Annotated in this window: 13 protein-coding genes and 1 pseudogene; 10 read left to right on the top strand and 4 right to left on the bottom strand. The window is 68.3% G+C overall.

Annotated elements, in window-relative coordinates:
• A pseudogene (locus QH470_RS38335) lies at nucleotides 1-176 on the top strand (beta-ketoacyl synthase N-terminal-like domain-containing protein); the annotation flags it as partial.
• A gap of 1,243 nt (nucleotides 177-1,419) precedes the next feature.
• Here QH470_RS38335 and QH470_RS28150 read toward each other — a convergent pair.
• Nucleotides 1,420-3,093 (bottom strand): WXG100-like domain-containing protein, encoded by a 1,674-nt coding sequence (locus tag QH470_RS28150; protein WP_280275375.1) that lies wholly within the window; start codon nucleotides 3,091-3,093, stop codon nucleotides 1,420-1,422.
• A gap of 251 nt (nucleotides 3,094-3,344) precedes the next feature.
• Between QH470_RS28150 and QH470_RS28145 the strand changes: the two genes are divergently transcribed.
• The 3 genes from QH470_RS28145 to QH470_RS28135 all read left to right on the top strand — a co-directional run bounded on the left by QH470_RS28145 (nucleotide 3,345) and on the right by QH470_RS28135 (nucleotide 5,201).
• Nucleotides 3,345-3,968, top strand: a complete 624-nt coding sequence (locus QH470_RS28145) for a DUF7691 family protein (RefSeq protein ID WP_280275374.1) — start codon at nucleotides 3,345-3,347, stop codon at nucleotides 3,966-3,968.
• A gap of 72 nt (nucleotides 3,969-4,040) precedes the next feature.
• The gene (locus QH470_RS28140) at nucleotides 4,041-4,529 is read left to right on the top strand and encodes a hypothetical protein (RefSeq protein ID WP_280275373.1); all 489 of its coding nucleotides are present in this window, start codon (nucleotides 4,041-4,043) and stop codon (nucleotides 4,527-4,529) included.
• 312 nt (nucleotides 4,530-4,841) lie between these two features.
• Complete coding sequence (locus QH470_RS28135; RefSeq protein WP_280275378.1) at nucleotides 4,842-5,201, top strand: DUF4254 domain-containing protein; 360 nt, start codon at nucleotides 4,842-4,844, stop codon at nucleotides 5,199-5,201.
• Nucleotides 5,202-5,438: 237 nt separating this feature from the next.
• Here the strand turns inward: QH470_RS28135 and QH470_RS28130 are convergent, their stop codons facing one another.
• A complete protein-coding gene (locus QH470_RS28130) occupies nucleotides 5,439-6,554 on the bottom strand; it encodes a TIGR03364 family FAD-dependent oxidoreductase (RefSeq protein ID WP_280275372.1) in 1,116 nt (371 codons plus the stop codon).
• A gap of 148 nt (nucleotides 6,555-6,702) precedes the next feature.
• Between QH470_RS28130 and QH470_RS28125 the strand changes: the two genes are divergently transcribed.
• Complete coding sequence (locus QH470_RS28125; RefSeq protein WP_280275377.1) at nucleotides 6,703-7,425, top strand: GntR family transcriptional regulator; 723 nt, start codon at nucleotides 6,703-6,705, stop codon at nucleotides 7,423-7,425.
• 175 nt (nucleotides 7,426-7,600) lie between these two features.
• Here the strand turns inward: QH470_RS28125 and QH470_RS28120 are convergent, their stop codons facing one another.
• Nucleotides 7,601-9,970, bottom strand: coding sequence for a sensor histidine kinase (locus QH470_RS28120; protein WP_280275371.1), 2,370 nt, complete (start codon nucleotides 9,968-9,970; stop codon nucleotides 7,601-7,603).
• A 108-nt stretch (nucleotides 9,971-10,078) separates the two neighbouring features.
• Between QH470_RS28120 and map the strand changes: the two genes are divergently transcribed.
• The 3 genes from map (at nucleotide 10,079) to QH470_RS28105 (ending at nucleotide 13,153) form a co-directional block, all read left to right on the top strand.
• Nucleotides 10,079-10,942 carry a type I methionyl aminopeptidase gene (map, locus tag QH470_RS28115; RefSeq protein WP_280275370.1) on the top strand — a complete coding sequence of 288 codons (864 nt, stop codon included), beginning with the start codon at nucleotides 10,079-10,081 and terminating at the stop codon, nucleotides 10,940-10,942.
• A 2-nt stretch (nucleotides 10,943-10,944) separates the two neighbouring features.
• Nucleotides 10,945-12,471, top strand: a complete 1,527-nt coding sequence (locus tag QH470_RS28110) for a cobyric acid synthase (protein WP_280275376.1) — start codon at nucleotides 10,945-10,947, stop codon at nucleotides 12,469-12,471.
• Nucleotides 12,472-12,592: 121 nt separating this feature from the next.
• On the top strand, nucleotides 12,593-13,153 hold the full coding sequence (locus tag QH470_RS28105) for an alpha/beta hydrolase (RefSeq protein WP_280275369.1): 561 nt from the start codon (nucleotides 12,593-12,595) through the stop codon (nucleotides 13,151-13,153).
• Nucleotides 13,154-13,156: 3 nt separating this feature from the next.
• Here the strand turns inward: QH470_RS28105 and QH470_RS28100 are convergent, their stop codons facing one another.
• Nucleotides 13,157-14,185: an alpha/beta hydrolase gene (locus tag QH470_RS28100; RefSeq protein WP_280275368.1), complete on the bottom strand. Its 1,029-nt coding sequence runs from the start codon at nucleotides 14,183-14,185 to the stop codon at nucleotides 13,157-13,159.
• A 192-nt stretch (nucleotides 14,186-14,377) separates the two neighbouring features.
• On the opposite strand from QH470_RS28100, the gene mqo reads away from it, so the two are divergent.
• Both mqo and QH470_RS28090 read left to right on the top strand, forming a co-directional pair.
• Nucleotides 14,378-15,898 carry a malate dehydrogenase (quinone) gene (gene mqo, locus QH470_RS28095; RefSeq protein ID WP_425302797.1) on the top strand — a complete coding sequence of 507 codons (1,521 nt, stop codon included), beginning with the start codon at nucleotides 14,378-14,380 and terminating at the stop codon, nucleotides 15,896-15,898.
• A gap of 21 nt (nucleotides 15,899-15,919) precedes the next feature.
• Nucleotides 15,920-16,369 carry a GNAT family N-acetyltransferase gene (locus tag QH470_RS28090; RefSeq protein ID WP_280275366.1) on the top strand — a complete coding sequence of 150 codons (450 nt, stop codon included), beginning with the start codon at nucleotides 15,920-15,922 and terminating at the stop codon, nucleotides 16,367-16,369.
• Nucleotides 16,370-16,418: the final 49 nt, after the last annotated feature.

Below are 16,418 nucleotides of genomic sequence, written 5' to 3'. Positions count from 1 at the left end.
CCTACGCGCTGAACCTGGTCGGTCCCGCGATCACCGTCGACACCGCGTGCTCGTCGTCGCTGGTGTCGTTCCACCTGGCCTGCCAGGGGCTCGAGAACGGTGATTGCGACGTGGCGCTCGCGGGTGGCGTGGTGGCGCCGGGGCCTGCGCTTTTTTTTTTTGTTTGCCCGGCGGGGGGCCCGGGCGCCCGTGCCGGTGTCCGTGTCCGTGCCCGTGCCCGTCCCTGTGCCTGTCCCCGTGCCCGTCCCTGTGCCCGTGCCCGTGCCCGTCCCTGTGCCGGTGTCTGTGCCCGTGCCTGTATCCGTAGTCGACGAGTCTGAACTCGGGGCACCCGATCCAGGGACGCTCGATCCGCCAACCCCGGGGGCTGGCCCAGAACCTTCGTTATCAGAACCGGGAGAGCCGAACTCGTGGACGACGAAACCACCGCCGACAGCGGCAGCCACGCCCACCATCGCGGTCGTTTTGCCGCTGTGCCCTCCCGAGCCGGAGCTCGAGTTGGTGTTGGTGTTGGTGTTGGTGTTCGAGTCGGTGTTGGTGTTGGTGTTCGAGTTGGTGTTGGTGGTCGGGTCTGTGTTGGTGGTTGAGTCTGTGTTGGTGGTCGAGTCGGGGCCCGTGCTCGAGTTGGTGTTCGAGCTAGAGTCGGAGACCGCTTCCGAGTTCGGGGCGGAGTCGGAACTGGAGGTCGCGTCGGGGCCTGGGTTCGGGCCGGATCCACCACCCGGGTCCGGTTCCGGGGTATCACGAGGCGGTGGGGGCGCTGTCTGGGCCGACGTCACTGGAGGAGCCGGAGGATGCTGTGGAGCCGGGCCGAAAAACACTCGCCCATTCCGTTCGAAAAACACTAACTCAGACGCAGGGTCTGGGTCTGAGCTCGTGTCTGTGCTGCCCGGAGGATCCTGTCGCGGGGGGAGGCTGGCCGAGAACGGCGCGGTCACGACGCCACTTCCAGGCGGATCGTCCGGGGTGCTGTCGCCATCGGACGGGTGGCCGCTCGGGTCAGCACTCGAAGTTGAGGAGGTATTCGAGGTCGGCGGGCTCGCGTCGGGGTCTCTTCGTGCATGAGGAAAAGGGTTGTGTTCGGCTTCCAGAGCGGGCGGCCTCGGCGGATAGGCGGGCCTCGGCGGAATTTCGACGTGTGAAGGTGTCGGTGTCGACTCACCTGACCCCCGGATCAGGCTCACCCTATGTAGGTCCGCGTCGTTCATGCCGGTAGCTGCCTGTTGGGCACGGACACCGGGGAGCCGTAATCCGTCAGCCATGTGAGGGCTCCTGGTGGACACCATGTCGAAAAGGACCCTCCGCACACGCGCGATCAGGTGTCCCAATTCATCCTCCAGCTTCCGGATGAGGTATTCGGTGGAACGCGGATCGCGTGGGTCAGCGGCCGCGCGGGCTTTATCTGCGCCATCGTCGTGGTCATCCGCTCCCGGTTCGGGAGCTGACGGCGGACGGATCGGCATCCTTCGATACGGGTTCAGCCGCGGTGTTCAGGTCCCGGTCGTGATCGATTATCTTGTCGCTGCCCAAATCGACGGGGGGCGCGGCTCCGGTATTCGGTACGAACACCTCTGTCTGTCGCGGTTCTCGGGATATCGGTGACGTTGTCGCGGACGTCTCGCCGCGGTTGCCTGTGTCGCCCGCCGAAATCGCCGGCGCTTTTTCGCCGGATCGTTTCGTGGTGGCCGCTCCGCGGGCCGCCTTGCCGGCGGTGCGTGACCATGGCGTCTGCGACGGCTTGCGACCGGACGGCTGCTGCGCGCCCGATCCGGAGTCGGCTGCCGCGCGGCCTCCGCCTCTTTGCGCGTGACGAGGCGCGGCCTCGGCGGAACGTTGCCCCTGCGGGGTGGATGCTGCCTGCGCCTGGGACTGTGTAGCCGGGGTCGATAGTCCGCTTGCCGAAGCGGCCGGATCGGCGGATTCGCCGCTGCCTCTGTTCTGCGCGGTAGCCGACGCGCCTCGAGCCGCGTCGTAACCGGCCGGTGTGCCGTTCGCCGTGTGCCCGGTTTGTCTGTAGGACGGATCTTTTCCACCCGAGGAGATACCTGTCGAAGAATGGGCGGGACCCGGCGCGGCGGGCGGAAGCACTTCTGGCGGGACGGGCCCCGACCGGCCGGTATCGGCGCTGAGGGGCGGCCCGCCCGACGTATTGGTGCCGCCGTCTTCGCGCCCGTGTGCGGTCGGAGCGGAGGGGTGCTCCGGGCCGTTCTCGGACGATGTTTCGGCGTTCGGTTGCCCCGGCTCCGGGGCACTCCGAGAAGGTTCGGCAGTCGGTTGCCCGGGGTCCGACGCCGAGCCGGGAACCGTTCGCGTCATCGGATCGGGCTGCGCGCTGTCGTCGTTCGGTGGCACGGCTGAGGGGCTCGGCCACTCTGCCTGCGGTACGTTCAACCCGGGAGTCGTGAAGTCGAAGTTGTTCAACTTCTCACCGAACCTCTCACCGTGGTACAAAATGTCGTCGCCATATTTGTCGAATTTCTCGGCGAACCGCGATATTTCGTCGAAGTCGATGTGCAGAGGCGTTGGTGAACCGGATGCCGGTACGGAAGCGGCGGGTGGGCGCAGGGCGCTGCGGATGAATTCGTCGAACTTGGCCACGAGCGGTTCGATGGCTTTCAACAGCACCTCGGTGCCGATATACCATGCAAATACTTCCGCCATTCCCTCGAGTATTCGGCGCGCTGCGGCGGCGATCCCCGGACCGGTGGCCACACCGAAGGGGGTGAATACGCTCGCGGTGTAAGCCGCGGCGAGAGCCGCGAGTTCCACGAGCACAGCGATCTGCACCCCTTCGATGAAATCCGCTGCGATATCGAGAGCTGTCGCTCCGACATCGAATGCCGAATCCAACTCGGACATTTTACCTTTGTGGTCGGCCCATCCCACGACAATTGCCCGGTATGAATTTCCGGACATCGCCGATCCCATGGCTTCGACAGTGCCGGTCGCCTCATCGTAGGTCGCCCGGATATCGGCGGCGAAGTCGCGGACGGCCTGGCTAAGCTCGCGAACCTGGTCCACATCGACATCCGGATACGGAATGCCGGCGGCATTGAGAAAGAGAACGACTTCGCTCGGGACGTGGATACTCAATTCTGGAACCTTTGCGCAGCACGCACCGCGCCGGGGTGCATTGATCGGCCGGACCGCCGCGACACTCAAACGCCATGGCACGTCACTCGGTTCATTTGTCATTCCTTCCTTCGCTCGCGGTGCGGCCCGTGCGACCGAGTGAAAGCCAGGTGTGGGCCCGTCACTTGTGTGCTAGCGAACCATCGCGGAGAGCGCGGATCATCGACCAAATTGGTCATGATCCGCGGGGCCGACCGCACTAGGGTCGTGCCGTGAGTTCCTCCCTTCACGTCTATCTCCTCGACCCGGTCGCAACCCGTGCTTTGGTTGGTTCCCGCGACGATCAGTTGCTCGAGGTGATCCGCGACAGCTTTCAGGACGAGCTGGACGGCAAAGACGACTACTTCCGCCCCGAGATCGAGCAAGGCGCCCCTACGGCATACGAGGCACTGCGCGCGGTAATCCACGGCGGTCCCTTCAGCACGAACGAGGACTACGCCTTCCGATACGGCTACGCCTATGAGCAGCTGTGCTCGTTCACGGGCCGGCCCCTGGACAACGCCTGTTTCACGCCGCATCGGGGTGACTGGCTGTCGGAAGTGGATCAAGGCCTGCGGGAAGTGGGCATCACAGCGGTGTCCGTGGAATCGTTCGGCTACGGCGGCGCGCTGCCGACTCCCTTGCCGTATACGCACACCCCGAGCTGCGGCGAATGGACCTCCGAGCAGATCGCGCAAGCACTGGAGCAGTTGAAAGCCACCAAGCGGGCGAACGACGAATCGGGACATCTGCCCTTCCTGATGCCCGAGGTCATGAATGCCGTCATGGAGTGTCTCGGCTGGATGCGGCAGGCGGTCGCGCGGCCAGGGTTCGGCGTAATCGGTTTCCGCTTCTGAAGGCCCGCGGTCCTCGTCACCGCCGACTGGTCTCCGGCCCGCCGGGCGCATCGGGGGAGTAAGTTCGCGGACGTGAGACTCAACAGGGACGAGTATCGGCGGTTCGTCGACCTCACGAAATCTGGTGGGCCTTATGCCAGTACGGCGCCATCCGATGTCGTGTACGCGCTCGCCGCGCTGGCGGGCGGGAACGAGATCGAGGCGAGCCACGTCTGGTACACGTCCGAAGGCCGGGAAACCGCGTGGTTCGGGCTGTGGCTGGTGCCGGCCGGACTGATCTACGTGACGGCCGCTTACAACGAGCCGAATTGGACGGGAAACCGCGAGAACAGTGTCGGCCCGCGTCGGCCGTCCATCTTCTTCAGCTGGTATCGCCGCACCGCGGACGTCAAGGCGATCGGCATCAAGTCCATAGACGCCGACAGCTCGGGCAAGCAGTTCGTGCTGCGCGGTGAGGCCGTTCTCGAACTGGAAGGCAATCCTCAGAAGCTGACGGTGAAGTTCGGCGAACCCGGTTCGGGCGCTGCCGAACTCCTGGCCAAGCTGCGCGATCGCCTGTAGCGACGGGTGTCTCGGGACAGTCGTCCCGACCGGTTCGTATGTTCCTTCCGGAGGACTGGTCGCAGGCTCTTGGGCAGTGCAGACGCAATCTTGCGTTCTTGCATATGTAAGAGCATGATCCCAGCTAGCCTAGATGTGACCACCGATCGAAGACCGGTATAGCGAAACCCGGAGATCAATCATGTTTGTGCGATTAACAGTGCATTCGGGTGTGTTCGGGGTGCGGCGATGACACTGTCGATAGCCGAGGTGCTGCCCACCGCACCGCAATTGCTGTGTGCTTTCCAAGGACGCCGGTTCCAGGACCGGGTCCTGCTGCGCACCGCGCGCGCCCTGGCGGAGCTGCACAGTCGCCGTGTGCAAGTGCGTGATCCGCTCATGGTCGCGGAGATCGACTGCCGGCGTGGCGAACTCGTGGACGACATCAACGACTGGGTGGATCAGCAAGTGCCGCAGCATCGCAACGGCGCCTCCCTGCACACCGAGAGCCTCGGCGCGGTGGTCGATCGGATGGCGCAGAGCTGGGTCGACGCCAACCAGGTCATCGACCGCGAGGGCGCGCGCAGCGATAACACCCATAAACACTGGTACCACCTGGCAGAACTGGTGGACGGTTACACTGATCTCGTGATCGACGTGGCCGGTGGCCGCCGCCGGTTGCCCGAGCAGTGACTCGCCCCGAATGCATTGGCAGCAAACGTCATTGCCCGACCGGTGACGTCATCCGAGCGAAGCGCTGTACGACCGGTGGCGTGCTCGGCCCGTGACGTCGCCCGCGATCGGCGGGCGCAACGGGGCGCCCCGCCCGGCGTGCCGCGTGGTCGACTGGCGCGGCACGCCCGCGACGATTCCCGGCACCGTTCCGCCTGAGGGTTAGGCCGATATCGCTGTCGGACAATGGTTTTCCCTTCACAGGTTCAGGAGGTCGGCGGTTTCCTCGCCGAGCGCGGGGCCGAGCGTCATGCCGCGGCCGCCCGGGCCGGTGATAACCCAGACGTTCTCGGCGGCGCGGGCACGCGTGACGATGGCGTTCGGATCGATGCTCTGGCTGTAGATGCCGGCCCAGCGCCGCACCACCGGCGGCAGCTTGCGACCCAGCAGTTCCTCGGTGACCGAGGTGAGGTGTTCGTAGGGGGCCTCGTCGACGTCGAAGGCGAACGGCTCGTCGTACTCGTGGGTGTCGCCGATGGTCAGGCCGCCGTGCAGGCGTTGCACGCACAGCAATTGCATCCGATGCCGGGCGGCGGTGAACGCCTGTGACTCTTCGCGATTCAGCCGCGCGAGCTGGGGTCCGGCGAAGGCGGGGTAGTAGCGGAAGCTGTCGCCGTCGGCGATCGCGGTGGTCAGCTGCTCGCCCAGGGGCGCGGTCTGCATCATCTGCAGCCGCACCCGGCGGACGGGGAGGTCGCCGACCAGTTCCCGGGTGAGCCCGCCGTGTGCGGCGCCCGGACACGCCAGTACCAGGTCGGCGGCGAAACGGCGGCCGCGGTCGTCGACGACGGCATCGCCGGTGACCCCGCGAGCCTCCGCGCCGGCGTAGAAGGCGTAGCGACCGGTGGCGGCCAGGTAGGCCCGCAGCGCGGGCAGCGCTTGGCGCGACTCCACCACGGCATCGGCCGAACAGTGCAGTCCGGCAAGGAATTTGCCGCGCAGGGCGGGATTCAGGGCGCGCACCCGGTCCGGCTCGAGCAGTTCGAAACCGCGCTCGGCCGCGGTCGGGCCCGCCGCCGCGGCCTCGGCCACCGCGAGTTCGGCCGCGGTGCGGACCAGCGTGACCGAGCCCGACGGGCGAAACCCCACACCCGGCACCTTGCCGCCGATCTCCTCCCACAACCGGCGCGACCGCAGCGTGATCTCCAGTTCGCGCGCGCTGCGTCCGGACACCCAGACCAGGCCGAAGTTGCGGACCGTGGCGCCGCGGGCCTCACTCTCGCGCTCGAGTTGCACGACCTCGTGCCCGCGGCCGATGGCGGCCAGGGCGTGCGCGGTGCCCAGGATGCCGCCGCCGATGATGACCAATCGCATGCCGAGCATGATCCGTAATGGTCTAGACCGGTGGGTGTTTCGTGCGCGAACGGCAGGTTAATATTTGGTATAGACCAATTTCGGTAGTCTGTCGGGTATGGACGCAACCGACGTGGCAGCGGTGACGCATCGACCCGGGGTCGGCGAAATGCCCGCTGAGAGTGCGGATTCGGGTGTCCGGCTACCCAAGGCGTACCGCGTGCGCACGCAGATCGAGCGCATCATCAGGGAATCCGACGAGGGTGATCCGGTCCCGTCCGAGCGCGAGCTGGCGGCCCGGTTCGAGGTAGCGCGCGAGACCGTGCGGCAGGCATTGCGAGACCTGTTGGTGGAGGGGCGGATTCGGCGGCAGGGTCGTGGCACGGTGGTCTCGCGGCCGAAGCTGGTGCAGCCGTTGTCGTTGCGTTCCTACACCGAGGCGGCACTGAGTCTGGGGCGGCAGCCGGGGCGAGTGCTGGTCGGCTGGGACGACGTGCCCGCCGACGCCGAGTCCGCGGACGCGCTGGGGGTCGCGGTGGGTGCGACGGTCATGCATCTGGAGCGGGTGCTGCTGGCCGACGGCGAGAAGATCGGTGTGGAGAGTACGTATCTCACCGTGGAGCGGTTCGGCGGGCTACGTGCCTCCTACGACCCGACCACCTCGCTGTACGCGGCCCTCCGCGCCGCCGGTGTCGTGTTAGGCGCGGCGCGCGAGCGCATCGAGACCGTGCTCGCCTCTCCGCGCGAGGCCGCTCTGCTGGAGTGCACCACGGCGCTGCCGATGATCCTGCTGCATCGCCGCACCGTCGACGCCGACGGCCGACCCATCGAGCGCGTCCGCGCGCTGTATCGCGGCGACCGCATCGCGTTCGAGGCCCAGTTGCGCGAGTGATGCGGTAGCGGTTCGGCGCGAGTCCGGGCGGTGACACGAGTTCGCCCGAGACCGGACTGGCTGCCTCGACAGGCTCTGAACTCGAGCGGCCATGAACGTTACTTCGGCACGCGCACAAGGGAACTTATCGTTCGGGACTGTGCGGCCGTCTTGATGCGGGCGATGGTCGCGAGGATCAGGCGAGGGCGCTGGTTTCCGGTGTGGGAACGACGGATCCGTCGGGTGCGATCTCGATTCGGCGCGGCGGTTCGGAGGTGACGACGATGGTGGCGAGCAACGGTCGGCCGGGCGGCAACGCACGCACGGTGATGCGGCCCGCGGACGTCTCCTCGAGGGCCGCGACCGCGGTGGCGAGGACCTGCGCGCGCGCCGCGTCGGTCGCCGAGGCCAGCCCGCCGTCGTCGAGCAGGGTGACCGTGACGCCTCGCTGCCGCGCCCGGCGGGCGGCCCGGGCCATGGCAGAGGTGGCGAACCCGGGCGCTCGCAGGCGATCTCGCAGTTGCGCCTCGAGCAACGCACACTCCTGTTGTTCGGCGTCATCGAGGGGCCGTCCCGCGGCGAGCAGCTCCAGCATGGGCCGGGCGGTCCGGTCCAGATAGGCGAGCTGACGGCGGCGTTCCCCGTCGTGCGCGGCGGTGCGCGCCTCGGCCCCGGCGTTGCGGGCGACCTCGGCGCGGGCGTGGTGGAACGACCGCAGGGTCGGGCGCATGTACAGGGCGAATCCGGTGACGGCCGAGACCGTGCCCGCCGTCACGGCCGACCCGTCGATCGCCGCCGACCACCCCGCGCCCGCGGCCGCGAACGCGACGGTCGCCGCCGCGAGCCCGGCCCAAGCAGCACCGACGCGCCCGCGAATCCCCAACAGCGCCAAGACATACGAGTAGGCCATGAGGATCCAGGACCCGTGATGCACCGGGTGATCCGGCACGACCACCCGGGTCGCCAGCACGGCGAGCGGACCGGTCGCGACGATCAACGCGGTGCTCGGCCACGGCAGCGGATCGCGGCGCGGGATCAGCACCGCCGCACCGGCCACGCCGACCAAGCCGTAACTCGCGACCGCGGCGGCCGGCCCGGCGCCACCGGTCAGATACCCGACCATCAGCATCACCACGGCCAGCTCGACCGCGACGAGCAGCGCGATGCCCGTCGCCCCGCGCAGGCTGAGCAGCGTCGGCGGATGCGCGTCGGCCGGTTCGGCACGCGCCCACCGCAACACGACGGTGGTCCCGCTGCCGGGATGCGATTCGACCACAGCATCCCCACCCGGAAGCCGCCGCATCCGCTCGACAATGCTCTGCCGAATACCGAGCCGGTCGGCAGGCACCCGCCGCGGATCGAACCCGATCCCATCATCATCGATCCGAACAGTCACCCCGCGTGCATCGATATCGACGCGCACCGTGCGTCGAACAGAGTCCCGCCCAACCGCCCCGTGCCGCGCGCTGTCTTGTCCGCTTGCTCCGTGCGGCGGGCTGACTTGCCCGGTTGTGCCGTGCTGCAGGTTGTTTCGCTCGGTCAGGTTGTCCCGCAGGCTCTCCTGTCCCGTCGTGCGGTGCTGTGAGCTGTCTCGCCCAACTGCCCCGTGCCGCAGGCTGTTTCGGGCTGCCTCGCCGAGGGCGGCGTTTATGGCGGTGACTACTTCGCGCGGTAGTGGTCGGGCGCGGGCCTGTTCCTCGATGCGGGTGTCGGCGGTGATGCCCGGTCCGGTTTCGGCGATTGTGGCGCACCAGGTTTCGGCGGCGGTGGGTGCGGGGATCTGGTCGTCGTCGAGGTGGTGGGTGCTGTCGTCGAGTTGACGTAGGGTCCGGTGCGCCGACCGGTGCAGGGCGGCCGGGTCGGTGCCGCGGGCGGCGTCGAGGAGGGTGGCCAGCACGTTGTCGTGGATGAGGCCGGCGAATCGGGAGCGCTCCCGGTCGGTCGCCTCGGCGGCCGCCGCGACCGCGGCCCGGCGCACCGCGGCCGTCGTCGCCGCGTCCAGCTGTGCCGCCGCCCGTACGATTCCCGCCGCCACACAGGCGAAGAAACTCTGCATCACCCAGGTTCGCGTCAGGCTCTCGGCCACGCTGTGAATGCTCTGGCCGCCCGACACGTAGAAATCGGCGGCGACCGCGACCATGCCGGATACGGCCAGGTTGACCGGCCAACCACGCGGCCAGGCAAGCACTCCCGCCACCGCCGCCGTGGCGACCAGCGGGGGTAGCCAGGTCCCGGTCGGGCCGAAGCAGCCGTACCGGCCCGCCGGAAACAGCGCCGCGATACTCGCCGTCACGGCCACGGCCATCGCCGCCGCGGCGATTCCGGTCGCGCGCCCGCGCAGCACTACGGCCGCGACGACCACGGCGGTCCCGGACATGGTCAGCAGCGCCACCACCGTCGGCGTCCACCACGAACTCACCAGATCGGCCTGCTCGGCGATGGTGGACCGATGGGTGACCACCCACGCCACGGTGCCGACCCCGGCCGCGACGCCGACGGCCCGCCGGGCGCGTCCCTCGGCCCGCGCGGCCGCGGGCAGCGGACCGGACCAGCGGATCCGTCTCACAACCATCAACCCCACTGCCGTCTCGTCGCCCGTTCCGTCCGTCCCGAACCGGTACCCGGAAGGCTAGCGGCCCCGACATCCGCGGCCGGGACGGATACTCTGGACAGCATGTCTGTCCGTACTCGCCAGCCACTCGTCCCCGGAACCCAGTCGCCGATCCGTGAGGTCCCGCGCTCGATCGAGCGCCCGGAATACGCGTGGAAGAAGTCCGTCAACGAGGGCCGCGAGCCCTGGGTGCAGACACCGGAGACGATCGAGAAGATGCGACTGGCCGGGAAGCTGGCCGCGCAGGCGCTGGAGGAGTCCGGTAAGGCGGTCGCGCCGGGCGTCACCACCGACGAACTGGACCGCATCGTGCACGAATACCTGTGCGACCACGGCGCCTACCCCTCGACCCTGGGCTACAAGGGCTTCCCCAAATCGTGCTGCACCTCCCTGAACGAGGTGATCTGCCACGGCATCCCGGATTCGACCGTGATCGAGGACGGCGACATCGTCAACATCGACGTCACGGCCTACATCGACGGCGTGCACGGCGACACCAACGCCACCTTCCTTGCCGGCGACGTGGACGAGGAGGCACGGCTGCTGGTCGAACGCACCCGCGAGGCCACCATGCGGGCCATCAAGGCCGTGCGGCCGGGCCGGGCGCTGAACGTGATCGGCCGGGTCATCGAGTCCTACGCCAACCGCTTCGGCTACGGCGTGGTGCGCGACTTCACCGGCCACGGCGTCGGCCCCACCTTCCACAGCGGCCTGGTCATCCTGCACTACGACCAGCCGGCCATCGAATCGGTCATCGAGCCCGGCATGACCTTCACCATCGAGCCGATGATCAACCTCGGCGGCATCGACTACGAGATCTGGAACGACGGCTGGACCGTGGTCACCAAGGACCGCAAGTGGACCGCCCAGTTCGAGCACACCCTGGTGGTGACGGACGAAGGCGCCGAGATACTCACCCTTCCGTGACGGTGAACGGGGCGCTGCTGATCGCGGGCACCACCTCGGACGCCGGGAAAAGCGTTGTGGTGGCGGGGATCTGCCGAATGCTGGCGCGGCGGGGCGTTCGCGTGGCGCCGTTCAAGGCGCAGAACATGTCGAACAACTCGGTGGTGACCCTGGACGGCGGGGAAATCGGCCGGGCGCAGGCGCTACAGGCGCGAGCGTGCGGGCTGGAGCCCAGCGTGCGGTTCAATCCGGTGCTGTTGAAGCCGGGCAGCGATCGGCGGTCGCAACTGGTCGTGCGGGGTAAGGCGGTCGATACCGTGGGCGCCGCGGACTACTTCCGGCACCGGCAGCGCCTCGGCGGTATCGTGGGCGACGAATTGGCTTCGCTGCGTGCCGAATTCGACGTGGTGATCTGCGAAGGCGCCGGTTCGCCCGCCGAGATCAACCTGCGCGCAACCGATCTGGCCAATATGGGGCTGGCGCGGGCGGCGAACCTGCCGGTGCTCCTGGTGGGCGACATCGACCGCGGGGGCGTGCTGGCGCATCTGTTCGGCACCGTCGCGATCCTGGAACCCGAAGACCAGCAATTGATCTCGGGCTTCATCGTGAACAAGTTCCGCGGCGATGTCGACCTGCTGCGTCCGGGCATCGACCAGCTGGCCGCGCTCACCGGCCGTCCCACCCTCGGCGTACTGCCCTACGCCGAAGAACTCTGGATCGACGCCGAGGACTCGCTCGGTACCGTCGCCGACGCCCCGGTCGGGAGGTCGAATCCGCCGATCGGGGACGACTGGCTCACCGTCGCCGCGATCCGTTTCCCGCGCATCTCCAACTCCACCGACATCGAGGCCCTGGCGTGCGAGCCGGGTGTCGCGGTGCGCTGGGTCGGCGATCCCGCCCGCCTGGCCGACGCCGACCTGGTGGTGCTGCCCGGCAGCAAATCCACGGTGAGCGACCTGAAATGGTTGCGCCGCACCGGAATCGCCGACGCGCTCGCGGCACGCGCGCGATCGGGCGGCCCGATCCTGGGCATCTGCGGCGGCTACCAGATGCTCGGCCGCCGCATCCTCGACGACGTGGAATCCGGGGCGGGCGAGGTGTCAGGCCTCGGCCTGCTGGACCTCGAGATCGAATTCGCCGACCCGAAGGTGTTGAGCCGCACCACCGGTCACGCGTCCGCACCGGGCCGGATCCCGGTGCAGGGCTATGAGATTCACCATGGCCGGGTCCGCCACACCGGCGATCCCGCGTGGCTGGAACTCGCCGACGGCAGCCCCGAGGGCAGCGCGCGCGGGGCGGTCTGGGGCACCCATCTGCACGGCCTGCTCGAATCCGACGAGTTCCGCCGCGCCTGGCTGCGCACGGTCGCCGCCCGCGCCGGACGAGCCGATTTCGTTGTCGCACAGGATGTCTCGGTGGCCGACGTGCGCATGTCGCAACTGGACCTACTGGCCGACCTGATCGAGAAACACCTCGACCTCGATCACCTCGAACGCCTGCTCACCACCGGCGCGCCGGCCGGCCTGCCGACCCTCACTGTCAGCAGCTGAACCGAACGCCACAGCGCGCCGCCGCCCGCACGGCGCGTCGACCAGCGGGCACGGTCGACGGGCCGAAGGGTGGTCAGCAACACGCGGTCGGGAGCCGCGACGACGTGTAGCGTGAGTCGGCATGGAAACTCGGCGGATCGCGGTCGGGGACCGCGCGTGGACCGTGCGAGTCGGTGGACCGCAATCACGGCACACCGTACTGCTGCTGCCCGACGCGGGTGACCCGGTCGATGTCTACGACCGGGTGTGCACCCGCCTGCACACCTCCGACCTGCGCACGATTGCGGTGGAATCGCTCGACGACCTGGACCAGACCGGGGTCTACGCCATCCTCGACGATTTAGGGGTGCCGTGGACCAACCTGGTCGGCGCCGGGGCGGGCGCCGACCTCGCGTGGCAACTGAGCGCCCGTGGCTTCGGCCGCTTCATCGGGCTGGTCGCCGCCGGTCGAGCGCATCCCGCCGTACCGGCCGCCGGGGGCGCCGCGGATGCCGCCTGCCCGGCCGTGGAGCTGCCGACCACGGTGATCGCCACCAAGGACCTGCCGCGCTCGGCCGCCGATGCCAGCGGTCGCTTCGTCTTCGGCGAGTTCCGCGTCACCCAGGTGGACGTCGCGCACGTCGCCACCGAGGCCGATCAGGAACTGGCGACGGAGATCGTGCTGCGCAGCGGCCTGTGGTGAGGCTCAGTCGCCCTTCGCGGTGAACTCGGCCAGCCACGTCAGCCAGGAGTCCAGCTCCTCGAACGCGGTCGCCCGCACCGACTCCGAGGACAGGAACACGTCGTGGCGTGCGCCCTCGATCGGCACCACATTCGTCCGTACGCCCAGGCAGCCGGACCAGCGCTGGATCTGGCGCACGTCGAGGACGGTGTCGGCGACATCGGCCGCCGGGCCGTACTCGCGCATGAACTTCGTCACCTTGGACCGCAGCACCAGCGCCGGCACTCCGACGTCGAGCCCGCGCTGCAGCCGCGCGTGCCCCTGCCGGATCGCGCGCAGCCAGCCGAAGTGCACGGGAAAGCCGGTCAGCGGCTTCCAGTCCAGGTCGTAATCCCACTCGCCGGACACGCTGTGGTGCAGGCTGTCGCCGTAGGTGCTCAGTTCGGCGCCGGGCATCCGCGCCATGGCCCGCACCCGGCCGAGGCCCTTGATCACCGCCGTGCCGATCGTCCGGTAGTACGCCGGGCCTTGCAGATCGAACCACGGGCTGTTCAGCACCAGACCGGTGACGCCCTGCGCGGCAACGCCTTTCGAGTGCTCGAGCCGGTCCAGCCACAGCGGCAGCACCAGGCCGCCGGTGGAGTGCGCCATCAGCAGTACCGGCAGCCCCGTCTCGGCGCGCACGATGCGCAGCGCCTCGTTCAGCTCGGCGTCGTAGAACGACAGGTCGCTGACGTAGTGCGCGGTCTGCCCCGGCCGCCGCGACCGGCCGCACTTGCGCAGATCCAGCGCGTAGAAGCGGTAGCCCTGCGCGGCCATGTGCTCGGCAAGGTGCTTCTGGAAGAAGTAGTCGGTGAAGCCGTGCACGTACAGCACGGTCCCGGTGGCGGTGTCGCGGGCGCCGGCGGCATAGCGCACCAGCGTGGCCTCGACGGTGCCCTCGCCGTCCGGGTCGGCGCCCAGCGGAATGGTCAGTTGCTCGTATTCCTCGCCCAGCACATCGGGTTGCCAGGCCTCGGCACGGGTGGCTGCCAGGGGCGTTTCGTTCGTCACAGCTCCACGATATTCGACCCGCTCATCGAGGGCGGACAGAGGGAAGTCCGTCACATCCCGTGTCGACGTATTCTGGAACGGGCATGGTGAGGGGCAGAATCAGGTTGAAGTGAACGGCGGGTAACCTTCCCGCTGAAGTTGCTGACCCGCTGGCAGGACAAGGAAGTCGATCTACCCGTGCCGAACGCTGCGATGACTGAAAAGACCGATGTAGTCCTCATCGGTGCCGGCATCATGAGTGCCACCCTCGGGGCGCTGCTACGTCAGTTGCAGCCCGATTGGTCGATCACCATGTTCGAGCGGACGGATGCCGCCGCACCGGAGAGCAGTGACCCGTGGAACAACGCGGGCACCGGCCACTCGGCGCTGTGCGAGCTGAACTACAGCCCGCAGCTGCCCGACGGTTCGGTCGACGTGTCCAAGGCCGTGGACATCAACGAGCGGTTCCAGGTGTCGCGGCAGTTCTGGGCGCACGCGGTGGAGACCGGCGTGCTGGGTGAACCGTCGGAGTTCATCAACCCGATCGCGCACGTCAGCTTCGTGCACGGCGCCGACAACGTCGACTACCTGCGCAAGCGGTACGAGGCGTTGGCACGGCACCCGCTGTTCGAGGGCATGGAGTACATCGATACGCCCGACGAGTTCGCGCGGCGGCTGCCGCTGATGGCCAAGGGCCGCGATTACTCCGACCCGATCGCGCTGAACTGGAGCGACCGCGGCACCGACATCGACTTCGGTTCGCTGACCAAGCAGCTGCTGGCGTACCTCGGCGGGAGCGGCGTCGAGATCGCGTTCGGCAGCCAGGTGCGCAATCTGGACAAGCAGTCCGACGGCAGCTGGAACGTCCGGGTCCGCAACACTCGCACCGGCGGAAACCGCACGGTGAACGCGAAATTCGTCTTCGTCGGCGCGGGCGGGTACGCGCTGCCGCTGCTGCAGAAGTCGGGCATCTCGGAGATCAAGGGCTTCGCCGGGTTCCCCGTCAGCGGCCAGTTCCTGCGCTGCACCAACCCCGCGCTGATCGACCAGCACAATGCCAAGGTGTACGGCAAGGCCGCGGTGGGCGCGCCGCCGATGTCGGTGCCGCACTTGGATACTCGCGTCATCCGCGGCAACGCCGGGCTGCTGTTCGGGCCCTACGCCGGCTGGACGCCGAAGTTCCTCAAGGACGGCAAGCTCACCGACCTGTTCAAGTCGGTGCGCGCGGGCAATGTCACGCCCATGCTCGGCGTCGGTGTCACCGAGCTGGGCCTGGTCAAGTACCTGGTCAGCGAGCTGCTCAAGTCTCCGGCGGGCAAGGTGAACACCATGGAGGAGTTCATCCCGCGCGCCGACGGCCACGACTGGGAGCTGATCACCGCCGGGCAGCGCGTGCAGATCATTCGCCGCAAGGGCATCGGCGGCGTGCTCGAGCTGGGCACCGCCGTGATCGCCGCGGCCGACGGGTCGGTCGCCGGGCTCCTCGGGGCGTCACCGGGCGCGTCCACCTGCGTCAGCGCCATGCTGGACGTGCTGCAGCGGTGTTTCCCCGGCGAGTACCAGCAGTGGACACCGAAGCTGAAGGAGATGGTTCCTTCGCTGGGTATCAAGCTGTCGGAGAACCAGGGCCTGTACCGCGAGGTGTGGGACTGGTCGACCAAGGCGCTGCACCTCGAACGGCCCGAGCCGGTCGGCGGCAACACGCCGACGCCTGCTGGGGTCGCGCAGAACTGATCTATGTGATAGCAAGACGCGATGATGTCAACGGTTGCTCTCAAACGGTCGTGGGCCGCGGATCTCGACACCGCGACCCTCTACAAGCTGTTGCAGCTTCGCGTCGCGGTCTTCGTGGTCGAGCAGAAGTGCGCGTACCCGGAGCTGGACGGTCTCGACCTGCTGCCGGAGACGCGGCACCTCTGGCTCGACGACGAGGGTGAGATCATCAGCACCCTGCGGTTGCTCGAGGAGCACAAGGACGGCGTGAAATCGTTCCGGATCGGCCGGCTGTGCACCACTCCGCCGGCTCGCGGACACGGCTACACGACCCGGTTGCTGCAGGCCGCGCTGGCCGAAACCGGTTCGGCCACCGTGCGTTTGAACGCGCAGACCTACCTGGTCGACATGTACACCAAGCACGGGTTCAAGCCCGACGGCGAGGAGTACATCGAGGACGGCATTCCGCACGTGCCGATGCGACGCGGCTGATACGCCGAAGTGGCCGCCGCCGCCCCGCGCGGGGGGGGGGGTTGTTTTT

Origin of the sequence: Nocardia wallacei (genome assembly GCF_029868745.1) — a bacterium.
Classification (GTDB): domain Bacteria; phylum Actinomycetota; class Actinomycetes; order Mycobacteriales; family Mycobacteriaceae; genus Nocardia; species Nocardia wallacei_B.
The sequence above is the reverse complement of the archived record's forward strand: the minus strand, read 5'-3'. Positions and strand labels throughout refer to the sequence as shown.